The sequence below is a fragment of the Leifsonia shinshuensis genome (assembly GCF_013410375.1).
GTDB lineage: Bacteria > Actinomycetota > Actinomycetes > Actinomycetales > Microbacteriaceae > Leifsonia > Leifsonia shinshuensis.
In genome coordinates this window covers 3,429,091-3,450,819 of the sequence record NZ_JACCFL010000001.1, presented here as the reverse complement: position 1 = coordinate 3,450,819, position 21,729 = coordinate 3,429,091, and the positions used below count along the sequence as shown (strand labels likewise).

Annotated in this window: 18 protein-coding genes; 7 read left to right on the top strand and 11 right to left on the bottom strand. The window is 72.0% G+C overall.

What is annotated here, in order from left to right; all coding sequences use genetic code 11:
- Positions 1–17: 17 nt before the first annotated feature.
- Together HNR13_RS16745 and HNR13_RS16740 are read left to right on the top strand one after the other, a co-directional pair.
- Positions 18–2,495 (top strand): glycosyltransferase, encoded by a 2,478-nt coding sequence (locus HNR13_RS16745; protein WP_179607619.1) that lies wholly within the window; start codon positions 18–20, stop codon positions 2,493–2,495.
- 1 nt (position 2,496) lies between these two features.
- A complete protein-coding gene (locus HNR13_RS16740) occupies positions 2,497–3,480 on the top strand; it encodes a glycosyltransferase (RefSeq protein WP_179607617.1) in 984 nt (327 codons plus the stop codon).
- Here the strand turns inward: HNR13_RS16740 and HNR13_RS16735 are convergent.
- The 8 genes from HNR13_RS16735 to HNR13_RS16700 all read right to left on the bottom strand — a co-directional run bounded on the left by HNR13_RS16735 (position 3,452) and on the right by HNR13_RS16700 (position 11,430).
- Entirely contained in the window at positions 3,452–5,062 is a 1,611-nt protein-coding gene (locus HNR13_RS16735; protein ID WP_179607615.1) for a DUF2142 domain-containing protein, read from the bottom strand. The genes HNR13_RS16740 and HNR13_RS16735 overlap by 29 nt on opposite strands.
- Positions 5,063–5,066: 4 nt before the next feature.
- Positions 5,067–5,444: a DUF2304 domain-containing protein gene (locus tag HNR13_RS16730; RefSeq protein WP_179607613.1), complete on the bottom strand. Its 378-nt coding sequence runs from the start codon at positions 5,442–5,444 to the stop codon at positions 5,067–5,069.
- On the bottom strand, positions 5,444–6,178 hold the full coding sequence (locus HNR13_RS16725) for a glycosyltransferase family 2 protein (protein WP_179609583.1): 735 nt from the start codon (positions 6,176–6,178) through the stop codon (positions 5,444–5,446). Before HNR13_RS16725 ends, HNR13_RS16730 begins: the two co-directional genes overlap by 1 nt.
- Before the next feature lie 36 nt (positions 6,179–6,214).
- Entirely contained in the window at positions 6,215–7,114 is a 900-nt protein-coding gene (locus tag HNR13_RS16720) for a glycosyltransferase (RefSeq protein ID WP_179607611.1), read from the bottom strand.
- Positions 7,115–7,203: 89 nt separating this feature from the next.
- Positions 7,204–8,742: a DUF2142 domain-containing protein gene (locus HNR13_RS16715; RefSeq protein WP_179607609.1), complete on the bottom strand. Its 1,539-nt coding sequence runs from the start codon at positions 8,740–8,742 to the stop codon at positions 7,204–7,206.
- Entirely contained in the window at positions 8,739–9,755 is a 1,017-nt protein-coding gene (locus tag HNR13_RS16710; RefSeq protein WP_179607607.1) for a Gfo/Idh/MocA family protein, read from the bottom strand. Before HNR13_RS16710 ends, HNR13_RS16715 begins: the two co-directional genes overlap by 4 nt.
- Positions 9,755–10,849 carry a DegT/DnrJ/EryC1/StrS family aminotransferase gene (locus HNR13_RS16705; protein ID WP_179607605.1) on the bottom strand — a complete coding sequence of 365 codons (1,095 nt, stop codon included), beginning with the start codon at positions 10,847–10,849 and terminating at the stop codon, positions 9,755–9,757. Before HNR13_RS16705 ends, HNR13_RS16710 begins: the two co-directional genes overlap by 1 nt.
- Complete coding sequence (locus HNR13_RS16700; RefSeq protein ID WP_343063594.1) at positions 10,846–11,430, bottom strand: acyltransferase; 585 nt, start codon at positions 11,428–11,430, stop codon at positions 10,846–10,848. The genes HNR13_RS16705 and HNR13_RS16700 overlap by 4 nt, the downstream gene beginning before the upstream one ends.
- A gap of 319 nt (positions 11,431–11,749) precedes the next feature.
- Here HNR13_RS16700 and HNR13_RS16695 point away from each other — a divergent pair, with 319 nt between their 5' ends.
- The 4 genes from HNR13_RS16695 (at position 11,750) to HNR13_RS16680 (ending at position 16,518) form a co-directional block, all read left to right on the top strand.
- Positions 11,750–12,817: a UDP-N-acetylglucosamine 2-epimerase gene (locus HNR13_RS16695; protein ID WP_179607602.1), complete on the top strand. Its 1,068-nt coding sequence runs from the start codon at positions 11,750–11,752 to the stop codon at positions 12,815–12,817.
- 187 nt (positions 12,818–13,004) lie between these two features.
- Complete coding sequence (locus HNR13_RS16690; protein ID WP_343063593.1) at positions 13,005–14,120, top strand: MATE family efflux transporter; 1,116 nt, start codon at positions 13,005–13,007, stop codon at positions 14,118–14,120.
- A gap of 59 nt (positions 14,121–14,179) precedes the next feature.
- Positions 14,180–15,439, top strand: coding sequence for a polysaccharide biosynthesis protein (locus tag HNR13_RS16685; RefSeq protein ID WP_179607600.1), 1,260 nt, complete (start codon positions 14,180–14,182; stop codon positions 15,437–15,439).
- On the top strand, positions 15,436–16,518 hold the full coding sequence (locus tag HNR13_RS16680; protein WP_343063592.1) for a glycosyltransferase family A protein: 1,083 nt from the start codon (positions 15,436–15,438) through the stop codon (positions 16,516–16,518). Before HNR13_RS16685 ends, HNR13_RS16680 begins: the two co-directional genes overlap by 4 nt.
- Here HNR13_RS16680 and HNR13_RS16675 read toward each other — a convergent pair.
- The 3 genes from HNR13_RS16675 to manA are packed head-to-tail and all read right to left on the bottom strand — an operon-like array spanning position 16,508 to position 20,347.
- A complete protein-coding gene (locus HNR13_RS16675; protein ID WP_179607598.1) occupies positions 16,508–17,803 on the bottom strand; it encodes an O-antigen ligase family protein in 1,296 nt (431 codons plus the stop codon). The genes HNR13_RS16680 and HNR13_RS16675 overlap by 11 nt on opposite strands.
- 10 nt (positions 17,804–17,813) lie before the next feature.
- On the bottom strand, positions 17,814–19,160 hold the full coding sequence (locus HNR13_RS16670) for an O-antigen ligase family protein (protein ID WP_343063591.1): 1,347 nt from the start codon (positions 19,158–19,160) through the stop codon (positions 17,814–17,816).
- 14 nt (positions 19,161–19,174) lie between these two features.
- Positions 19,175–20,347 (bottom strand): mannose-6-phosphate isomerase, class I, encoded by a 1,173-nt coding sequence (gene manA / locus HNR13_RS16665; RefSeq protein ID WP_179607595.1) that lies wholly within the window; start codon positions 20,345–20,347, stop codon positions 19,175–19,177.
- 109 nt (positions 20,348–20,456) lie between these two features.
- On the opposite strand from manA, the gene HNR13_RS16660 reads away from it, so the two are divergent.
- A complete protein-coding gene (locus HNR13_RS16660) occupies positions 20,457–21,635 on the top strand; it encodes an acyl-CoA dehydrogenase family protein (protein ID WP_179607593.1) in 1,179 nt (392 codons plus the stop codon).
- Positions 21,636–21,729: the final 94 nt, after the last annotated feature.

Sequence of the window (21,729 nt, the reverse complement as noted above, 5' to 3'; positions counted from 1 at the left end):
GCAAGCGAAAGGACCCCATGCCCGAACAGCGCTCCGGAGTCGTCTCCGTCGTCCTCGTGAACTTCCGGGGGACCGACGACACGCTCTCCGCCATCGAGCACCTCGGCCGGATCGACTGGCCGGCGGACCGGCTCGAGATCATCGTGGTCGAGAACGCCTCGGGCGACGACAGCGCCGAGCGCATCCGCCGGGAGGCCCCGGGCGTGCGGCTCATCGAGTCCTCGGAGAACCTCGGCTTCGCCGGAGGCTGCAACCTCGGCGTCGCGGCGTCCAGCGGCGAGTACGTCGCCTTCCTCAACAACGACGCCCGGCCGGACGCCGCCTGGATCAGCGCGGCGGTGGGCCGCTTCGAGCAGAGCGCGCGCGTCGGCGCCGTCGCCTCGCGCGTCCTCGACTGGGACGGCGAGAAGGTCGACTACATCGGCTCGGCGATGACCTGGTTCGGCCAGGGCTACAAGCCGCTGACCGCCCAGCCCGTCCCGGCCACCCCCGACCGCACGAAGGACGTGCTGTTCGGCACCGGCTCGGCCATGTTCGTCCGCCGGAGCGTCTACGACCAGCTCGGCGGCTTCGACGAGCGCTACTTCATGTTCTTCGAGGACGTCGACCTCGGCTGGCGGCTCAACCTGCTCGGCCACCGCTTCGTCTACGAGCCCGACTCGCTCGCGTTCCACAAGCACCACGCGTCGATGTCGTCCTTCGGCGCCTTCAAGGAGTCGTACCTGCTGGAGCGCAACGCGCTCTACACGATGTTCAAGAACCTCGGCGATGAGGCGCTCGACGATCTGCTCCCCGCCACGCTCGCCCTGACCGTCCGCCGCGGCGTCGCCAAGGGCGGCCTGGACTCCGCGTCGTTCGATCTGCGGGCCGGCGCCTCCAACGACCCCACGATGGAGATATCCAAGGAGACGGTCGCCGCGGTGTACGCGATCGACCAGTTCGTCGAGAACCTGCCCGGCCTGGTGGAGGCGCGCGAGGCGGTGCAGGCCTCCCGCGTGGTCTCCGACAGCCGGATCTGGGCGCTGTTCGGCGAGACCGACGCGCCGTCCTACACCGACGAGCACTACCTGGAGGGCTACGACAAGCTCGCGAACGCCTTCCCGGTGACCGAGAGCCCCGCGGTGACGCGCGTCCTCATCGTCACCGGCGACCCGCTCGGCGCGAAGATGGCCGGCCCGGCGATCCGCGCCTGGAGCATGGCGGAGGCGCTGGCGAAGGACAACCTGGTGACCCTCGTCTCGCTCGCCGGCGTCGAGCCGATGTCGGCCCCGTTCGAGATCGCGCACGTGCGGCCGGGCGACGACCGGGCGATGAAGCGCTTCGAGCAGGAGACCGACGTGGTGGTCTTCCAGGGCCTCGCGATGGCGCTGTTCGACAGCCTCCGGACCACGGACAAGATCGTCGTCGCCGACATCTACGACCCGATGCACCTCGAACAGCTGGAGCAGGGCAGGGAGCTCGGCGCCGCGCAGTGGGACAAGCAGGTCCTCGACGCCACCGACGTGCTCAACGAGCAGCTGGAGCGCGGCGACTTCTTCCTCTGCGCCTCCGAGCGGCAGCGTCACTTCTACCTCGGCCAGCTCGCCGCGCTCGGCCGGATCAACCCGGCCAACTACGCCGATGACCCGGACCTCGAGCGGCTCATCGCCGTCGTCCCGTTCGGGCTCTCGGAGCAGCCGCCGGTGCACGAGCGCTCGGTGCTCAAGGGCGTGCTGCCCGGCATCGGCGCCGACGACAAGGTGCTGCTGTGGAGCGGCGGGCTCTACAACTGGTTCGACCCGACCTCGCTCATCCGCGCCGTCGCGAAGGTCTCCGAGACCCACGACGACGTCCGGCTGTTCTTCCAGGGCACCAAGCACCCGCACCCCGGCGTCCCCGAGATGGGGATCGTGGCCCAGTCGCGCGCGCTGGCGTCCGAGCTCGGCGTCCTCGGCCGCTCGGTGTTCTTCAACGACTCCTGGGTCGACTACGCCGACCGGCAGAACTACCTCACCGAGGCGGACGCGGGCGTCAGCACGCACTTCGCCCATGTCGAGACGACGTTCTCGTTCCGCACGCGCATCCTCGACTACCTATGGGCCGGCCTGCCGATGGTCGTGACCGAGGGCGACCACTTCGCCCAGCTCGTCGCCGAGGAGAAGCTCGGCGTCGTGGTCCCGTCCGGGGACGTCGACGCGCTCGCGGCCGCGCTGGAGACGGTGCTGTTCGACGAGAAGTTCATCCGCGCCGCCAAGCGCAACGTCCAGCGGGTCCGCGAGCGCTACTTCTGGGGCACCGTGCTCGAGCCGCTGACCGCCTTCGCCGCCGACCCGCGGCACGCCGCCGACCTGGTCGCGCGCGGGGTGGTCTCCGGCGGGTCGCCCGCGCGGCGCACCACCCGGCGGCGCAAGAAGCACGGCCTGCGCCACGACGTCGGGCTGTTCTTCCACTACCTGCAGAACGGCGGCCCGAAGGTCGTCGTCACCAAGGTGAGAAGCCGGCTCGGGAGGCGCTGACGTGACCATCTCGGTCGCGCTCTGCACCCACAACGGCGAGCGGTTCGTCGGACGCCAGATCGCCAGCATCCTGGACCAGACGCGCCAGGCGGACGAACTGGTGCTCTCCGACGACGCGTCGGCGGACGGGACGGTCGCGGTCGTGGTGGACGCGTTCGAGCAGGCCCGGCTCGCGGGGCGCGCGGTGCCGGAGCTGATCGTGCTCCGCAACCCGGAGCCGCTCGGGGTGACCGCGAACTTCGAGGCGGCGCTCGCCGCGTGCAGCGGCGACCTTCTGGTGCTGAGCGACCAGGACGACGAGTGGGAGCCCGACAAGCTGCAGCGCCTGGAGGAGGGTTTCGCCGCCCGGCCCGGGCTGCTGTTCCTGCACTCCGACGCCGCGCTGATCGACGACGCGGGCACGCCGGCCGGCGGCACGCTGTTCGGCGCGCTGGAGGTCGGCGAGGCCGAGCGGGCCGCCGTCCACTCCGGAGCCGCTTTCGGGGTGTTCCTGCGGCGCAACCTGGCGACCGGGGCGACCTCGGCGATCGCGCGCGAGCTCCTGGCGCTCTCCCGGCCCTTCCCGGCCGAGTGGGTGCACGACGAGTGGCTGGCCATCCAGGCGGCAGCGCGGGAGCGGCTGGACCTGACCGAGCGGGTGCTCACCCGGTACCGCAGGCACGACGCCAACCAGATCGGCGCGGGCGACCCGACTCTCCGGCACAAGGTCTCCCGCGTGCTGGGCACGCGCGGCGACCGCAACCTCCGGCTGGCGAGCCGGTCGGCCGTGCTCCGCGACCGGCTGGCGGAGGCCGCCGACGTCCCGCGCGGCCATGTCGCAGCGGCCGCGGCCAAGGCCGAGTTCGAGCGCACGCGGGCCGCGTTCCCGGCGTCGCGGCTGCGGAGGTTCCTGCCGACGCTGCGCCTGGCGCTCGGCGGCGACTATGCGCGGTACGCGAGCCGGGGCAGGCTCGACATCATTCGAGACCTGTTGCAGCCGGTGTGACCAACGCGGGCGCGGGCTTCGGCGCCCGCGGGCCGAACGCCTCGCGGAGGGTGAGCCACACACCGACGACGCAGAGCCCGGCGAACAGCGCCAGCAGCGCGGCAGCCCCTCCCGGTGGAGTCCAGGGGGAGGAGCCGACCAGCATCTGCTTGAGCGAGCCGCCGATGCCCACCGTGTAGCGGCGCAGCGTGTTCTCGAACGAGTAGAACTGGCCGAACGCGAGCGCGACGGCCACGATCCAGCCGAGCCGCCGCCAGGTGACAGAGGCCCACGGCGCCGTCGTCCAGTGCCCGGGTCCCGTCGCGCCCTCGAGGACCGACTCGCCCAGCAGCACGCCGACGCCGACGACCATGCAGAGGAACATCGGCAGGTTGTAGCGGCCCTGCCAGATCAGGCCGCCGCCGGTGATGTAGACGCCCTGGACGATCGGAGGCAGCAGCAGGAACGCGCCGAGCAGCAGGCCGGCGAGCAGCAGCCGGCGCCGGCGGAGCAGAGTGAAGGCGGCGAGCAGCATCAGGCCGACCAGCGCCGCCCAGAGGAAGTAGACCTCGGCCGGGGCCGGCGTGTCCAGCCAGCCGAAGATGCCGACGACGCCATGCGCGAACTCCACGGTGCGGGTCAGGGTCAGCCAGGCTCCGGTCAGCGGGTTCGTGCCGACGCCGGCGTAGTGCTGCGGCGTCTGGTCGGGGTTGTCGACCGCGTTGAGGAGGGAGTTGCTGCCGAGCGTCCACGCCAGCGCGGCGACGGCGCCCACCGCGATCGCGCCGATCGCCGTCAGCACCGCGGGCCGGCGGAGCAGGGCGCCGAGCTCTCGCCCGCTGAGCAGGACCAGGGGCAGGACCGCGGCGACGAACACCCAGAGCGGGGAGAGGCCGCGCGCGTTGACCGCGACGATCCCCGAGACGCCGGCGATGACCGCGCGGTGCCAGATCAGGCCGGGACGGCGGTCGATGACCACGGCGAGCACACCGGCGAAGACGGCCAGCGTGGCCGTGGCCTCGATGCCGTTCGGGTTGACGGAGGCGTTGAGGAAGAGCGTCATCGGCGTGATCGCGACCGCGAACCCGAGCGCCGCGATCCGGCGGCCCGGGAGCGTGCGCAGGACGCCGAACGCCAGCGCGGCGAACAGCGAGGCGATGACCGCGCTGACGAGCCGCATCGCGTAGATGCCGCCGCTGTCGTGGAAGAGCAGGCTCGTCCAGCCGACGGCCGCGTAGTAGAGCGGGTTGTAGAGCCCCGCCGTCGTCGTGGCGGTCGTGAGGGCCCCCGGCGCGGCCGGCGCGGCGACCGGGCAGTTCGCCGTCACATCCGGCTTGAACGCGAAGCAGGTGTCCTTCTGCGTCAGCGCGATGTACTCCGGGACCGTGACGACGTGCCCGTCGGGCGACGGCGTCCCGACGATCTGGCCCCTGGCCACGCTCGCAGCCCGGACGATGTGCGCCGGCTCGTCCGGCGAGGCGCCGATCGGCGTCGCCAGCGCCCAGACGGCGGAGAGCGCGGACAGCAGCGCCCAGACGACGAACGTCGCGCGCCAGGGGAAACGGAGGCGGGCCGCCGTGCCGGCGTCGCGGGGCCCGGACATCGGGCTACTCCTCGTTCCGCGGCAGCTTGGCGATCCGGTCGCGCAGCTCCTCGATCTCGAGCTGCTGCAGCGCGCTGCGCTCGGCGAGCGTGCGCGTCTTGCTCTCGAGGTTGGTGAGCTCGGTGCTGTGCTGGATGCAGACCAGGAACAGCACCGCGATGCTCACGAAGAACACCAGGTTGACCGGGGCGCCGACGCCGATCAGCTCGGCGAACCAGTCCAGGATGCCGGGGAAGATGCCGATGATGAGCGCGAGGACGCCCGCGAGCAGCCACCAGATCGCGTGCCGCTCGCGCATCCGGCCGCGCCGCAGCAGGTCGACGACGACCGCGAGGGTGAAGAGCGCGGCGAGCATGCCGAAGATGTAGGTCGTGAGGGACATCAGGCTGTCGAGGTCTCCTTGTTCGCGGCGCGGGGACGCAGGAGCGCGACGACGAGCGCCAGGAAGGCCCTGCCCAGGTAGACGGCCGACTTCACCGGGTTGTGGCTCGGGGTGCCGCCGGAGCGCGGCCGCATCGAGACCGGGAGCTGGGTGACGCGCAGGTGGCCGCGCGCGGCGATCACGAGGGCCTCGACGGTGTCGCCGAGGTATTCCGCGGGGTAGTTCTGCGCGAACATGGCGATGGCCCTGGGGCCGCTCGCCTTGAAGCCGCTCGTGGTGTCGTCGAGCTTGGCGCCGGTGATGCGGCTCAGCACGGACGACAGCAGCCGCATCGCCCACTTGCGCGGGCCGCGGACCTCGTAGTCGCCCTGCCCGGCGAAGCGCGCGCCGATCACGATGTCGGCGTCGTCGAGTGCGGCGACCAGGGCGGGGACGCCGGTCGGATCGTGCTGCCCGTCCGCGTCGACCTGGACGACGGCCTCGTAGTGGTTCTCGACCGCGTACTGGAAGCCGAGCCGCATCGCGCCGCCGACGCCCATGTTGAACGGGAAGCGGGCGACGAGCGCTCCCGCCGCCCTGGCCTCCTCGGCGGTGCGGTCGGTGGAGCCGTCGTCGACGACGAGCACGGCGACCGTCGGCAGGGCGGCGTGCACCTCTGCGATGACGGCGGCGACGGTGGCCTCTTCGTTGAACGCGGGCATGACGATGAGCGTTCGATCGAGGCGGTCGGGCATGGCGTTCACGATACTAGACACGTTCTGAATGGTCGGTCACCGGGGAGCCCGGTTGCTGAAGATGTGGCGGACCAGGGTGTCCCGGCCCTCGGCGTCGCCGCCGCGGATCGCGCCGGGGAGCTTGGTGAGGGCGTTCAGCCTGCTGGTGACGTGGCGGCGGGCCGCGCGAGCGGCGCGCTTCCAGCCCATCCCCTCGAGCCGGACGGCGACGTCGTTGAAGAACCGGCGCTCCTCGTCGAAGCGGCCGCCGTAGCGCGCGGCCGACGACGACACGCTCGCCTCGTGCCGGCGGTAGCGGAACTCCACCTCGGGCAGCAGCGCCAGGGAGCCGCCGTCCATGATGATGCTGAGCTGCAGCGCGAGGTCCAGGACGATGTCGTACCGGCTGTCGAAGCCGCCGGCCGCGCGCACGGCGTCGGTGCGCCAGCAGATCGACGGGAAGTAGGTCCAGTTGCCGCGCAGCAGGCTGACGGCCAGCGGCTCCCCGCGCAGCACCGACGCGCGCGAGCGCGACGGGCGCGTCCAGCGCTTCACCCGGTCGGAGAGCGGGAGGATCTCGTCGCCGCGGTCCGACATGACCGTCACCTGGGGCTGGAAGTAGGACGTGCCGGGGAACTGCCGGATGGCGTCGGCCATGCGCGCGACGTAGCCGGGCTCCAGTGCGTCGTCGCAGCCGATCAGGACGAAGTGCTCGCTCTCGACCAGGTCGAGGGAGCGGGAGAAGTTGCCGCTGACCCCGAGGTTCCTCTCGTTGAGCAGGTAGTGCACGCGCGGGTCGTCCAGGGAGCGCACCCATTCGCCGGGCTTCGGGTCCGGGTACTGGTCGTCGATGACGACGAGCCGCCAGTCCGGGTCGGACTGGTCGAGGACGCTCTGGACGGCGACCCGCAGCTGGGCGGGGTCGCCGTAGAACGGCATCATGATGTCGATCGTCACGTTGGGGGGGAAAGCTCTCGTCGTGGAAGAATCGGCGCGCTGCCGCTGGCGGGTCGGGTCCTCCTATCTTCGCACGGCGGCCTGTGAGGTCACGCCACGAGCTGCCGGGCGCGCCCTCTCCGCAGGCCGAACGTGTCGCGTGGCCAGGACAGCGCGGCGGCGGCCGCCAGGACGATCAGGAAGGCGAGCGAGCCGATCCCCCAGACCCAGATCGGCCCGATCGGAAGCCCCGACCACCACCAGGCGGTGCCCGCGTCCAGGTTGAGCCCCTTGGCATTGTCGCCCGTCACGTAGCGGCGGAGGTTCGTGTAGAGCGCGATGTGGTTCGCGAGCCAGAGCGCGCCGACGATGAGGATCAGCTGGAAGCCGGACAGCCCGATGCCGATCCGGTTGAGCCCCCAGAGGCAGAGGCCGACGAACAGCAGGATGAGCGGGTAGATGTAGCGCGGCTGCACGCCGGCGCCCACCAGGATGCGGTCGTGCACCAGCACGTACAGCGGCACGACGATCAGGGCGAGCCCGACGAGCGCGACGACGATCGACTTGCGGAGGTCGGCGAACCGGAGCGCGCCGAACGCGACGCCTGCGACGATCGTGATGGACGGCATCCAGACGATGGCGGGCATCATCGTGTCGAGCCAGCCGAGTCCCCAGGTGCCCAGCGTGCCGGTCCAGAGCGACGGGAGCATCAGCAGGTTCATCATCGCCAGGTGGAGCGTGGCGCGCCCGCTCAGCGGTGTGGCGCTCTCCGGGTTGATGACGCCGCCCTGGCTGCCGGACAGGTAGAACGCGACGCAGATCACCGCGAGCACGAGCGTCCAGAGCGACAGCAGCCAGAACCGCTTGGTGCGCTCCGCCTTCAGCACCATCACGACGATCATCGCGAGCACGGAGTACGTCGCGGCGTCGGACCGGGCGCCGGCGCCCATGAGCGTGGTCAGCAGCGCGAGCGCGCCGAAGCCGATCAGTCTGCCCCGCGTCCTCGCCTCGTAGAAGCCGACGAGCGAGAGCCACAGCGTGGCGGCGGAGATGGACGCCCAGCCGGACGGATTGACGCTGGGGATGATGAACATGCCGAACGGCACCAGCGCGATCAGGCCGCCCCACAGCACGATCCCGCGTCTGCGCGGCTCCAGGAGCAGGAACAGCGCCGTCAGGATGCCGACGAACAGCAGGGCGTTGAGTGTGCGCATGGCGAGGACGGAGGCCGCGGTGTCATGGCTGACGAAAACGCTCATGGTCACGTAGAACAGCGGAGGGTAGCCGTTGTCGTTGAACGTGCCGCGCTTGCTCTTCTCGAGCTGCTGGGAGTCGGCGGCGGGGCAGTAGCCGCTCAGGTCGGCGCGGAACGCGTAGCACTTGGCGGCCATCGTGACGGCCTTGGGCACCAGCTTGACCCCCGGGTCCGAGGTGGACTCGCAGAAGCCGGCGCGGTCGCCCTGGGCGCACCAGATGCTGCCGAGGTGGTAGTCCTCGTCCGGGCTCGCGCCGACGGGGGAGGCGAACGCCCAGGAGACGAGCGCGAAGAACAGGGCGACGGGGAGCAGCGCGGCGACGATGACGCGCCAGCGGCGCGGCCGGGCCCGGGGCGTGCTGACGGGCGCCTCGACCGTCGGGGCGTCGGTCACCGGCCGGCCCGATTCTCGTCCAGCACGGACTCGATGGCGATCTCGCGCTCCTCCGCGGCGGACCGCACGACCGCCTCGGCGACGCCGAGGGTCGTGGTGCCCTCCGCCATCGTGACGATGCCGGGGGTGCCGTTCACGATCGCGTCGCGGAAGGCCTCGTGCTCGATCCGGAGCGGCTCGCGCTTCTTGAGGGCGTAGCGGATGACCGAGCCCTCCGCGACCCCGCGGAACGCCGTGACGGCGTCCCACTCGGTCTCGACGGTGCCGTTCTCGTAGAAGGTCAGGTCGCCGCTGATCGTGTCCGCGACGAACGCGCCGCGCTCACCGGTCACGACGGTGACGCGCTCCTTCATCGGGGAGAGCCAGTTCACCAGGTGGTTGGTGATGATGCCGTCGTGCAGGTGCCCGTTGAAGGCGACCATGTCCTCGTGCGGGCGCCCGCTGCGGCGGGAGGTGCTCGCGTAGACGGTCTGGAACGGGCTCTGCGCCAGCCAGGCGGTGAGGTCGATGTCGTGGGTGGCGAGGTCCTTGATCACGCCCACGTCCGCGATGCGCACGGGGAACGGCCCCTGGCGGCGGGTCGCGATCTGGTAGACGGTGCCCAGCTCGCCGGCCTCCAGGCGCGTGCGCAGGTTCTGCAGCGCGGGGTTGAACCGCTCGATGTGGCCGACGGCGCCGACCAGCCCGCGTTCGGCGAACGCCTCCGTCATCCGGTGCGCGCCGTCGAGGTCCGCCGCGATCGGCTTCTCGACCAGGGCGTGGACGCCGGCCTCCGCGAGGCGGAGGGCGACCTCCACGTGCATGGTGGTGGGAACCGCGACGACGGCGGCGTCGATCCCGGCCTCCAGCAGCGAGTCCAGCTCGGCGTGGACCGGGACGGCGAGGCGGTCGTCGTGCGCGGCGAACGGGTCGACGACGCCGACCAGCTCGACGTCCTCCAGCTCGCGCAGGACGCGGGCGTGGTTGCGTCCCATCACGCCGAGGCCGACGACGCCGTAGCGCAGCCCGGCCATCAGCTGCCCGCCTTCGCGAGGCGGTTGACGGCGTCGACGATGCGGTCGAGGTCGGCGTCGGTCAGCGAGGGGTGCACCGGGAGGGACAGGGCGGTCGCCGCGGCGCGCTCGGTCTCCGGCAGGTCGTCGGACTGCGCGAACGAGGGCAGTCGGTGGACGGGCGTCGGGTAGTAGACGCCGGTGCCGACGCCGTACTCCTCGCGCAGGGCGCGCGCGAAGCCGTCGCGGTCCTCGGCCACCCGGATCGTGTACTGGTGGTAGACGTGCTCGACGCCCGGGGCGACCGGGGGAGTGACCACGCCCTCCAGCTCGGCGTCGAGGCGGCCCGCGTTGCGGCGGCGGTCGGCGGTCCAGCCGGCGAGCTTGCGCAGCTGCACCCGGCCGATCGCGGCGTGCAGGTCGGTCATGCGCGCGTTGAAGCCCGCGACCTCGTTCTCGTACTGGCGCGCCATGCCCTGGTTGCGGAGCAGCCGGACGCGCTGGTCGGTGGCCTCGTCGGCCGAGACGACCATGCCGCCCTCGCCGGAGGTCATGTTCTTGGTCGGGTAGAGGCTGAACATCGCGAAGCGGCCGAAAGTGCCGACCTGGCGGCCGTCGATGGTGGCGCCGTGGGCCTGGGCGGCGTCCTCGAAGACGGCGAGCGAGTGCCGGTCGGCGACGGCGGCCAGCGCGGCCATGTCGGCCGGGTGGCCGTACAGGTGCACCGGCATGATCGCGGCGGTGCGCGGGCCGATGACGCTCTCGACCGACGCCGCGTCCAGGTTGAACGTCGCGGGGTCGATGTCGGCGAAGACCGGGGTCGCGCCGGCGAGCACGACGGCGTTGGCGGTCGCGGCGAAGGTGAAGGAGGGCACCACGACCTCGTCGCCGGGGCCGATCCCCGCAGCGAGCAGGCCGAGGTGCAGGCCGGACGTGCCGGAGTTGACCGCGGCGGTGGGCCGGCCTCCGCCGAGCTCGGCGGAGAACTCCGACTCGAAGGCGGCGACCTCCGGGCCCTGCGCGAGCATTCCGCTGCGCAGCACGGCGTCGACCGCCGCGCGCTCCTCGTCGCCGATGATCGGCCGGGCGGCCGGGATGAGTGTCGTGTCGGTCATGCGATGATCTCGAGAGCGTCTCCGCGCTCTCTGTACCTTTCTCCAGTCTGTGGGCAGACCCAGTCGTCGCCGTCGGAGGCCAGCGGCACGCCCGCTCGCCCGACCCAGGCTATCCGCCGGGCGGGGACGCCGGCGACGAGGGCGAAGTCGGGGACGTCCTTGGTGACGACGGCGCCCGCCGCCACCGTCGCCCAGGCGCCGACCGTCAGCGGGGCGACGCACACCGCGCGGGCCCCGATGGAGGCGCCGGTGCGCACCGTCACCCCGACGGGGTGCCAGTCGGCCGCGGACTTCAGCGTGCCGTCCGGGTTGACCGCGCGCGGGTAGGTGTCGTTGGTCAGGACGACGGCCGGGCCGATGAAGACGCCGTCCTCGAGCACGGCCGGCTCGTAGACGAGCGCGTGGTTCTGGATCTTGCAGCCGTCGCCGACCGCCACGCCGGAGCCGATGTACGCTCCGCGGCCGATGATGCAGTCGCGGCCGATCGTTGCGCCCTCGCGCACCTGGGCGAGGTTCCACACCTTCGTGCCGTCGCCGACGGTCGCCTCCGCCGAGACATCGGCGTCCTCCGCTACGAACACGGCTCCTCCTCCTGAACACGGCCGGGCCGGACGGGCGCCGGCCGGATCGCCGGGTGGTGCGCGCATCGGGCGTGCTCCCGCCTCGATGTCGGCCCCCCGGGCGAAAACGGTCCTGCAAGAAGGTATCATTCCGCCGGTCCCGACTCCGTGCAGCGGCTGTGGGGATATTCAGCATCCTCATGGTTGAATGGTCCGTGGCTCCGGCCGGAGCGAGCGTCCTGAACCACCCGCGGCCGGCACCCCGCGACGCACTCCTGGCGGAGTCCCCGGTGCGTCCGCCACCCGCGACCCACGACCCAGAAGGCCCCTGAAGCAGCACATGATCGTCTTCATCTACGGAACCACTGCGGAGGCGATCAAGATCGCCCCGGTGATCCGCCGCCTCCGCGACCGCGGTGTCCAGACGCAGCAGTGGATCACGATGCAGCACACCGAGGCCCTGGTGAAGGTCATGGGCCAGCTCGGGCTCGGCGAGCCGGACATCGTCATCGCGCACGGCGCCAAGGGCCGTCCGCTGCGCGGCAGCAAGGACGTCCTGACCTGGGGCACGACCATCGCGGGCTGGCTGCGCCGCAACCGCAAGCGGCTCAAGGCGACGCTGCCCGACAACACCGTGATCGTCGTCCACGGCGACACGATGACCAGCGTCGTCGGCGCCTACATCGCCAAGCGCCTCGGCCTCCCGTGCGCGCACATCGAGGCGGGACTGCGCAGCGGCAACTGGCGGCACCCGTTCCCCGAGGAGCTCGACCGGCGGATCGTCGGGACGATGGCGACCGTGCACTACACGCCGTCCGAGGAGGCCACGCGCAACCTCGCCAAGCGCAAGAACGTCGTCTACACCTACGGCAACACCGCCCTCGACGCGGTGCTCGACCACGGCGACCAGGCCGGCGCCGCCGACGACCCGTTCGGCGTCGTCCTGCTGCACCGCTACGAGTTCATCTCCAACCCGCAGCTCGTGGACGACACGATCGCATCGCTCCAGCAGAGCCCCGTCCCGCTGCGGCTCATCGTCGACGTCTACAACCGCGAGACGCTGGAGAAGTCGCTGGCGAAGTCCGGCGGCGACCGGATCACGATCATCCCGAAGCTCAGCCACGACGCGTTCGTCGAGATGCTCAAGAGCGCCTCGTTCGTCGTCACCGACTCCGGCGGCATCCAGGCCGAGAGCGCCCTGCTCGGGCTGCCGACGCTCATCCACCGCAAGACGACGGAGCAGGGCGAGGGCATCGGCCGCAACATCGTGCTCTCCGAGTGGGACCTGGGCCGGCTGACCGGCTTCCTCTCCGACTACGAGTCGATGCGGCACGGGCTGGAGCGCCCGGAGCACTCGCCGTCCGACATCATCGTCGACGACCTCATCGCCAGAGGGTACGGCCATTAGCGGAACGCCCGCCGCAGCGCCCGGCCGCGAGCCGGGCCTCGTCGCCCGGCACGGCAGGGCGCTCGTCGAGATCGCGTTCGTCAGCGGCCTCGGCATCCTGGCGACCACGGCGTTCCAGATCATCACGATCCGCGGGCTCGGCCCGGCGTCGTACAGCCTCCTGGCCGCCGCGCTGGCGCTCATCAACGTGGCCGCCATCGGCAGCTCGGCGCTCCGCAACTCCGTCGCGGTGACCACGGCCGAGGCGCTGCACGAGTCGGCGCTGCACGCTCCCGCCGCGCCGCTGGTCCCCGGCCGCCGGCGCCCGGACGGCTCGCTGATCGAGGCGCTCGTCCTCGGCGGGATCGGCACGATCGGCGTGTTCCTGCTCGCCTCGACCCTCGCGGCGCCCGGCGCCACGGGCGTGTGGATCGTCGTGCTGACGGCCGCGGCGATGATCCCGAACTTCCTGTTCGCGCGCGCCCAGGGCCGCCTGCAGGGCGCGGGCGACTCCCGGGCCGTCGTCTGGTGGTCGACCGGAGCGCAGGTCGCGCAGGCCGTGCTCGCGCTCGTCGCCGTGCTGCTCGGCGCGCAGACCACGGCCATCCTGCTCATTCTCGTGGTCACGGCCCTCGCGGGCGCGATCGGCGCCGGCTGGCAGGCGCGGCGGGAGACCCTGCCGCTGCACGGCCGCGCCTTCACGGCGAGCAGCACCGTCGTGCTCCTCCTCACGATCGGCTTCGCCTGGCTGACCAACGCCGACGTGGTGTTCGTTCGCGCGCTCGCGCCGGAGAACGCGGCCGGCGCCTACGCCGCCGCCGCGGTGCTCATCAAGACCACCCTGATCGTGCCGGCCACCTTCTCGCTGTACCTGCTGCCGCGGTTCGTCCGCAGCCGCGGCAACGCCGCGCTCACCAACCTCGGCGTGACGGTGATCCTCGCGATCACCCTCCTGACCGGACTGGTCATGTTCGGCCTCGTCTCGATCGCGGGCCCGTGGATCGTCGGCCTGCTGTTCGGCTCGCACTACGCGCAGACCGCGCAGATCGTCGTCGGCTTCTCGATCGCCTGGATCCCGTGGGCGCTCGCGCAGGGCATCCTGGTGCGGATCACCGCGGCGGCGTCGAAGGCCGCGCTCGCCGTCTTCGCGCTCGCCGCCGTTGCGCAGTGGGTCGTCGCCCAGCTGGCGCTGCCCGACCTCACGCTGTGGCTGATCGGCAACGGCGCGGTGGGCCTGTTCGTGTTCGCGTCGCTGTACGTGATCCACTGGAGCATGCTCCGCACGAGCCGCAAGGAGACGGCATCACCAGCTACGAGCCGCTGAACGAGCCGCTGCCCGGCGAGGACGGCGCCCCGGCCGCGTCGGGGTCGTCCCGGACCACCGTGCCCCTGCTGCTCGCCGCGACCGTCGTCTCGGGCCTCGCCGGCTACGTGGTGACCTGGCGCGTCTTCGTGGAGGCCGGGGCCGCGGGCTACGGCGTGTTCTCGGTGTTCTGGTCGGCGCTGTTCCTCGTCGTCGGCGTGCTGTTCGGCGTGCAGCAGGAGGCCACCCGCGCCGTCGCCCAGACGGATCCGGGGAGTCTTGCGGACCCTCGCACGCCGGGGCCGCGCACCTCCCTCGCCACGTTCGCGCCGGCGCTGGCCGCCGTGGTGGTGCTGGTCGTCCTCGCCACCTCGCCGCTCTGGGCGCCGTCCGGGCTCGGCCCGGCGAACGCGGGCCTGGCCTGGTTCGTCGCGGTGGGCGCCGGCTTCAACTGCCTGGTGGCCGCGGCGTCGGGGATCCTGGCCGGCGCCGGCCTGTGGCGGCAGCTCGCCGCGATCATCTCCCTGGATGGCATCCTCCGCGTGGTGTTCGTGCTGGTGGCGCTGGCGGCCGGCGGCCCGCTCTGGCTGCTCGCCCTCGCGGTCATCCTGCCGTTCCCGCTGTCGCTGCTGGCGGTGGTCGCGTCCGCGCCGCGCCGCATCCTCGGCCGGGTGACCGTCTCCGAGAGCTTCGGCTCGCTCGCCGCCAACACCGGCCGGACGATGCTGGCCGCGTCGGCGACGGCGGTGCTGATCAACGGATTCCCGCTCGTCCTCTCGTTCTTCGCCACCGGCTCCGGCCACGCCGGGCTGGGCTCGCTGGTGCTCGCGGTCACCCTCACCCGGGCCCCGATCCTGGTGCCGCTCACGGCGCTGTCCAGCTTCCTGGTGAGCCGTTTCACCCACCACCCGGAGCAGGTCGCCCGCACTCTCACGGCCATCATGGCCGGCATCGCGGCGCTCGCGGCGGTCATGTGCCTGTGCGCGTACCTGTTCGGCCTCCCGGTCATGAAGGCCGTGTTCGGCCCCCAGTTCGACCTGGCCCCCGGCGCGCTGACCGCCCTGGTCGGCTCGGCGGCCCTGATCGGCGCGCTCAGCGTCAGCGGCGCGGCCGTCCTGGCGCGCGGCAAGCACGGGATGTACGCGGCAGGCTGGGTGGCCGCGTCGGTGATCACGCTCGCGCTGCTCTTCCTCCCGCTCCCGCTCGCCCCGCGCGCCGCGCTGGCGCTGGCGGCGGGGCCGGCGGTGGGGGTGGCGATCCATCTGTTCGCGCTGCGGGCGGGATCCCGTGACCGTTCCGGCGCGCTGTCCGCCGTCCCGACCGAAGGAGACCCCAGGTGACCGACGCTTCCGTGCCGACCCCGGAGCCGACAGCGGAGGCCGCGCCCGACGCGGGCGCGCCCGACCTCAGCATCGTCATCGCCTCCTACAACTCCGCCCCATGGCTCCCCACCACCATCGGCTCCCTCACCACCGCCCTCGGCCGCTCCTCGCTGCGCGCCGAGATCGTCGTCGTGGACGACGGATCGACCGACGACACCGCCGCCGTGCTCGCCGGGCTCGCCGCCGGGTCGCCGGTGCCGCTGCGCGTCGTCTCGCAGGAGAACCGCGGGCGCTTCCTCGCGCGCTGGGAGGGCGTGCAGGCGGCGCGCGCCGAGCGCGTGCTGATCTTCGACTCCCGGCTGCTCATGGACCCGGACGCGTTCGCGTATCTGGAGGTCGCCGACCGCGGGCTGCCCGCCGGCCAGGTGCACGTCGGGCACGTGCCCACCGATCCGTCCGCTCCGCTGGTCGGGCGGTTCTGGGAGGTGCCCACCCACATCTTCTGGGGCGACTACCTCGCCCATCCCGCGCCGACCGACATCACGCCGGAGAACTTCGACCGGGTGCCCAAGGGGACCGGCTGCCTGGTGATCGACAAGGCGCTGTTCGTGGAGGCCTGCCGAGCGGCATGGCCGGAGAAGGACGCCGACCTGGTCTCCGACGACACCAAGCTGCTGCGGTTCGTCGCCGAGCGCCGGCCGCTCCGGCTCGACCCCGGGTTCAGCGCGCTGTACCGGCCGCGGATCACCGTCCGCGGGTTCCTGCGGCACGCCTACGACCGCGGCACCCTGTTCGTGGACAGCTACGCGGGGACGAGCGCCCTGCGCAGCGCGGTGCTGATCGCGCTCGCCGTGGTCCCGGTGCTGGCGCTCCTGGTGCTGCTGGTCGCCCTCGTCGCCGGGCTCTGGTGGCTGGTCGTCGTGCTGCTCGCGCTCGTCGTCCTCGGGCTCCTCGCCCCCGCCGCGGTCGCGGCGCTGCGGCGCGCGCCGGGCCGGGCCGTGCTGGCCTACCTCACGTACGTCGTCCCGTTCGGGGCGGTGTTCTGGGCCGGGCTCGTGCGCGGGATCCGGGTGCACCGGAGCGCGTTCAGCCGCTGACGTCCTCGCGGTGCGGCAGGCGCAGCCGCCAGCTCATGCCCTGCGACGCCTTGACCGTGCAGATCACGAGCAGCATCCACCCCGACTCGATCAGGATGGAGCTCTCGAACACGCTGGTGACCAGCAGCGCCACGAGTACGAGCGGCGCCCACGCGTAGACGACGCTGCGGCGGTTGGAGGCGAGCAGCCACGACCGGCTGAAGGCCAGTGCGATCAGCGCGACGAACAGCAGCAGGCCGATGAACCCGACCTGGAGGTAGACGTCCAGGTAGGCGTTCAGCCCGTCTGCGTGGTAGACGCCGGTGGCGTCCTGGATGGCGTTGAACGGGTACACGTCGCTCGGCCATGCCCCGGTCCAGCCCCAGCCGGCGATCTGGTTGATCGGGATGAGCTCCCAGATCTGGATCCACAGCTTGTAGCGCACCTGGAAGTCGGCGCGCGCGTTGAGCAGGTCGATCACGCGCGTGCGGTAGATGTACGCGACGACCAGGGCCGCGACGGTGACCACCGCCAGCCCCCACTGCACGAGCGTCCGCCGGTTCGCCGGGACCTTGCGCAGCAGGTAGAGGGCGAGCGTCGCGAAGCCCACCACGACCGAGACGGCGGCGATGACGGGGGAGTGCGCCAGCAGGATGCAGAGCGCCGCGAGGGTGATCGAGAACGCGGCCAGCGCCGGGCGCACCGACCGGGTGCGCAGCTCGACCAGGAAGGTGACGAACGCGATGAGCGCGACGATGCTGAGCTGGTTGCGCGAGCCGAACAGGCCCTGGATCGGGCCGCCCGCCGCGATGTTGCCCGCGATCCCGAGGAAGCGGATGGGCATGTCCAGCAGCAGGCCGCTCAGCACCTCCAGCGCGAGCGACACCGTGAGGAGGACGCGGAGGGCGTCGCCGACCACCCGGACGATCTGGATGGCGTCGCGCACCAGCGCGATGTACACGGCGAGGAATGCGAACAGCAGCTGGTAGACCACGCCGGCGACGGTCGCCAGCTGGTAGTCGCTCCAGATGATCGAGAGCGCGCACCAGCCCACGAAGAGCAGGGCCGAGATGGGCAGCAGGCCGTGCCATTCGATGAGCTTGCGCTGGGCGATGAACGACAGGGCGGCGAGCACGGCGATCGTGCCGAGCACGCCGATCAGGCCGGGCCAGCCGATCACGGCGCGGATCGCGTGCGTCGAGAAGCCGGTCACCACGGCCAGCAGGGCCAGCGTGGAGGTGAACCTGGCCGATCCGAGGAACTCGGTGACCGCGGGCGGCACCAGGGTTCGACGCGGTTGGGCCATGAAGAGAATCCTACGTGGCGGACTGCTTGGTCTTCAGGGAGATGAGCACCAGGAGTGTCCAGCCGCCCTCGATGAGGATGCGGCTCTCGGCGAGGCTCTGGGCGAGCAGTGCGGCGAGCAGCAGCAGCGGCAGGAGCGCGAGCGCGGTGTACGGCAGGTCGTCGGCGACGGCGACCCTGGGCCGGTCCACGGCCTGGAACCACGACCGCCAGAGCGTGCTCAGCACGAGCAGGGCGAAGATCACCAGGCCGACGATCCCGAGCTGCAGCCAGACGTCCAGCCAGGCGTTGTGCGCCTGCAGGTAGACGACGCCGCTGCGGACCGCGAGGTTCTTGAACGGCTCCACCCAGGGCGCCCAGTAGCTCACCCAGCCCCAGCCGAACGCCGGCCGCTCCTGGGCGAGGTGGATGACCGAGTTCCAGATTGTGAGCCGGCCGGTGAGGTCCTCGCTCTTGCCCAGCAGCACCGGGATGCGCGAGGCGAACAGCACGACCGACACCACGACCACGACCGCGAGGGCGGCGGCGGTCAGGTACACCGGCCGCCGCCGCTCGGGTCCGGCGCGGCGCGTCCAGAGCGCGAAGCCGAGGACCACGGCGGTGAACACCGTGGCGATGAACACGGTCGACGAGCGGGTCAGCGCGAACACCACGACGGCGATGACGAGCCAGGTGATCGCCGTGCCGCGGCGGACGCTGCGGTCGGCGAGCTGGACGCCGAACACGATCAGCCCCAGCAGCGCGATCATCGCCAGGAGGTTGCTGTTGCCGACGATGCCCTGGATCTGCCCGCCGTGGAAGAGCAGGTCGCGGCTCCAGTAGAACGCCGAGGGGATGTGCGACGGCACCGGCTGCGCTGGCGTGAGCGGGAGGACGGGCTTGCGCACGAACACCGCCACGATCAGCTCGAACAGCAGCGACAGCCCGAGGATCCAGCGGAACGCGTTGGCCAGTGCGGTCAGCAGCGACGGCCAGCTCAGGCAGAACGCCAGGAACACCGCGGCGGCCGTCGTGGCGAACTGCGCGACGAGCCCGAGCGCGGTGGCGCCGGGGTAGTCGGACCAGGCCAGCGAGACGACGGCGAACGCGAGGAAGAGCACCAGCGACTTCGGCAGCTTCCGCCACCGGACCGTGGGCCGCATCCGCAGGAAGAGGACGACGCTGCCGACCGCCAGCGCCCCCGCGAGCACGAAGTAGCCCGGCCAGCTGATCAGGTTGCGCCAGAAGTCCCCGGCGAACAGCGTGAACAGCAGCAGCACCGCGAACATCGATGCCCCGGTCCCGGTCGTGCCGCGCGCGGCGGCGATGCGGTCGCGCAGGGACGCCGGTCGCGGCGCAGGACGGGACGGGTTGCTCACCCCCGCAGGATAACTCACCGGTTCGGCGTGGCCAGGAAGAGTGTGCCGCCGCCGGAATATACGGTCAGCTCGCGCTCGTCCGCCGTCACCACGGCCGCCTCGCCGCGGGAGAGCCGGAGCGCGCCCCCGGCGCCGCGGAGCTCGACCTCCCCGGCGGTGCAGAGCGCGATCGCCGTGCCGGGCAGGTCGACCGAGGCCGACGGCACGTCGCCGCCGACCTCGATCCGCACGAGCCGGAAGTCCGGCACGTCCGGGACGAACTCCTCGACGCCGGGAGCCGGCCGCTCCCTGACCATCGGGGTCACCGCGAACGGCGCGAAGTCGAGGACGCTCACCAGCTCCGGCACGTCGATCCGCTTGGTCGTGAGGCCGCCGCGCAGCACGTTGTCGGAGGCCGCCATCAGCTCGACGCCGAGCCCGCGCAGGTACGCGTGGATGTTGCCGGCCGGGAGGTAGAGTGCGTCGCCGGGGCGCAGCGCCACCCGGTTGAGCAGCAGGGCGAGGACGATCCCCGGGTCGCCGGGGAACGCCTCGGCGAGCAGCCGCACGGTGTCGGCGTCGACGCTGTCGGCGGCCGTGCCCCGGGCGGCCACCGCGGCCGCCACGACGGCGTCGACGACCGCCGACACCTCGGGCGCGCCCCCGAGCAGCCACTCGGTCGCGCCGCGCAGCGCCCGCTGCGGGTCGCCGTCGAGTGTGGCCGCGAAGGCCGCGACAGCCGGGTCGCCGCCCGCGAGCCGCTCGAGCGCCGCCCGGCTGTCGGCCGGCTCGCGGAACCCGCAGAGCGCGTCGAACGGATCGGAGAGCGCGAAGATCATCTCCGGCTTGTGGAACGGGTCCTTGTAGTTGCGCTCGGGGGAGTCCGGCGCCAGCCCCTCCGCGTTCTCGCGCTCGAACCCGGCCAGGGCCTGGGCGGAGGAGGGGTGCGCCTGCAGCGAGAGCGGTCCGGCGGCGGCGAGCACTTTGAGGAGGTACGGGAGCTTCCCGGCGGTCTCGCTCCAGTGGGCGAGGTCGGCGGCTCCGCCGGCCTGCTCCGGGTCGAGGATCCGGGCGGGGGAGCCCGGGTGCGCGCCCAGCCACAGCTCCGCCTCCGGCGCCCCGCTCGGCGTCGTGCCGAGGAGGTGGGCGATCGCCGTGGTGGAACCCCACGCGTAATCGCGCGGTGTGTTGCCGATGCGCACAAACATCCGTCGTGTTCCCTTCGATCCGGTTAGACCAAAGTACCAATCGCTTTGCCGCGCCCCCGGCCGGTCCCTAGGCTGGCGGTCTCTGCCGACCGCATGCACTGGAGCACATATGGCCTTCGAATCCCTCGCCAGCGACTTCTACGGCTTCGAGAACCAGCTGACCGAGCGCGAGCGCGAGTTCATCGCGAACCTGCGCGCGGCGCTCGAGACCGAGCTGAAGCCGATCGTCAACGAGTACTGGGAGCGCGCGGAGTTCCCGCGGCAGATCGTCGACGTGCTGCACGGCGCCCGCGCGATCGGCCTGGGCTTCGAGGAGACGGCGCCGTTCGAGAACTCGGCGGTCTTCCGCGGCTGGGTCGCCCTGGAGCTCGCCCGCGTCGACGCGTCGGTCAGCACCTATGTGGGAGTGCAGAACGGTCTGGCGCTCGGCGCGATCGGCATCTGCGGCTCGAAGGAGCAGCGGGCGGAGTGGCTGCCGAAGCTCGCCAGCGGGGAGGTGATCGGCGCGTTCGGGCTCACCGAGCCCGACTCCGGCTCCGACTCGGCCCAGGGGCTGCGCACGATCGCGACGCGCGACGGCGACGACTGGATCCTCAACGGCTCCAAGCGCTGGATCGGCAACGCCACCTTCAGCGACATCACGGTGATCTGGGCCAAGAGCGCGGAGGACGGCCAGGTGAAGGGCTTCATCGTCCCCACCGGCACGCCCGGCTACACCGCCACCAAGATCGAGGGCAAGCAGTCGCTGCGGATCGTCCAGAACGCCGACATCACGCTCGAGAACGTGCGCGTGCCGGAGTCGCTGCGCCTCCAGAACGCGAACAGCTTCCGCGACACCGCCGCCGTCCTCCGCGAGACCCGCGCCGAGGTCGCCTGGGCCGCCGTCGGCGTCGCCGTCGGCGCCTACGAGGCGGCGCTGCGCTACGCGAAGGAGCGCGTCCAGTTCGGCAAGCCGATCGCCAAGCACCAGCTGATCCAGGACCTGCTGGTGAAGTCCATCGGCGACATCACCGCCTCCATCGCCCTCTGCACCCGGGTCTCCCAGATGCTGGACGCCGGCGAGCAGCGCGACGAGCACTCCGCGCTCGCCAAGGCGTTCGCGACGGCGCGGATGCGCGAGACCGTCGCCCGCTGCCGCGAGCTGATGGGCGGCAACGGCATCGTCATCGAGTACGACGTCGCGCGGTTCTTCGCCGACGCCGAGGCGGTGTACTCCTACGAGGGCACGCGCGAGATGAACACGTTGATCGTGGGCCGGGCGATCACCGGGGAGGCCGCCTTCGTCTGACCGGCGGCGCCGGGCGCACGGCGGCGGCCCGGAGGGCTTCGAACGCTAGGGTTGCTGTGAATCCCTCGTTCCGTATCGAAGCAGGAGGACGCCC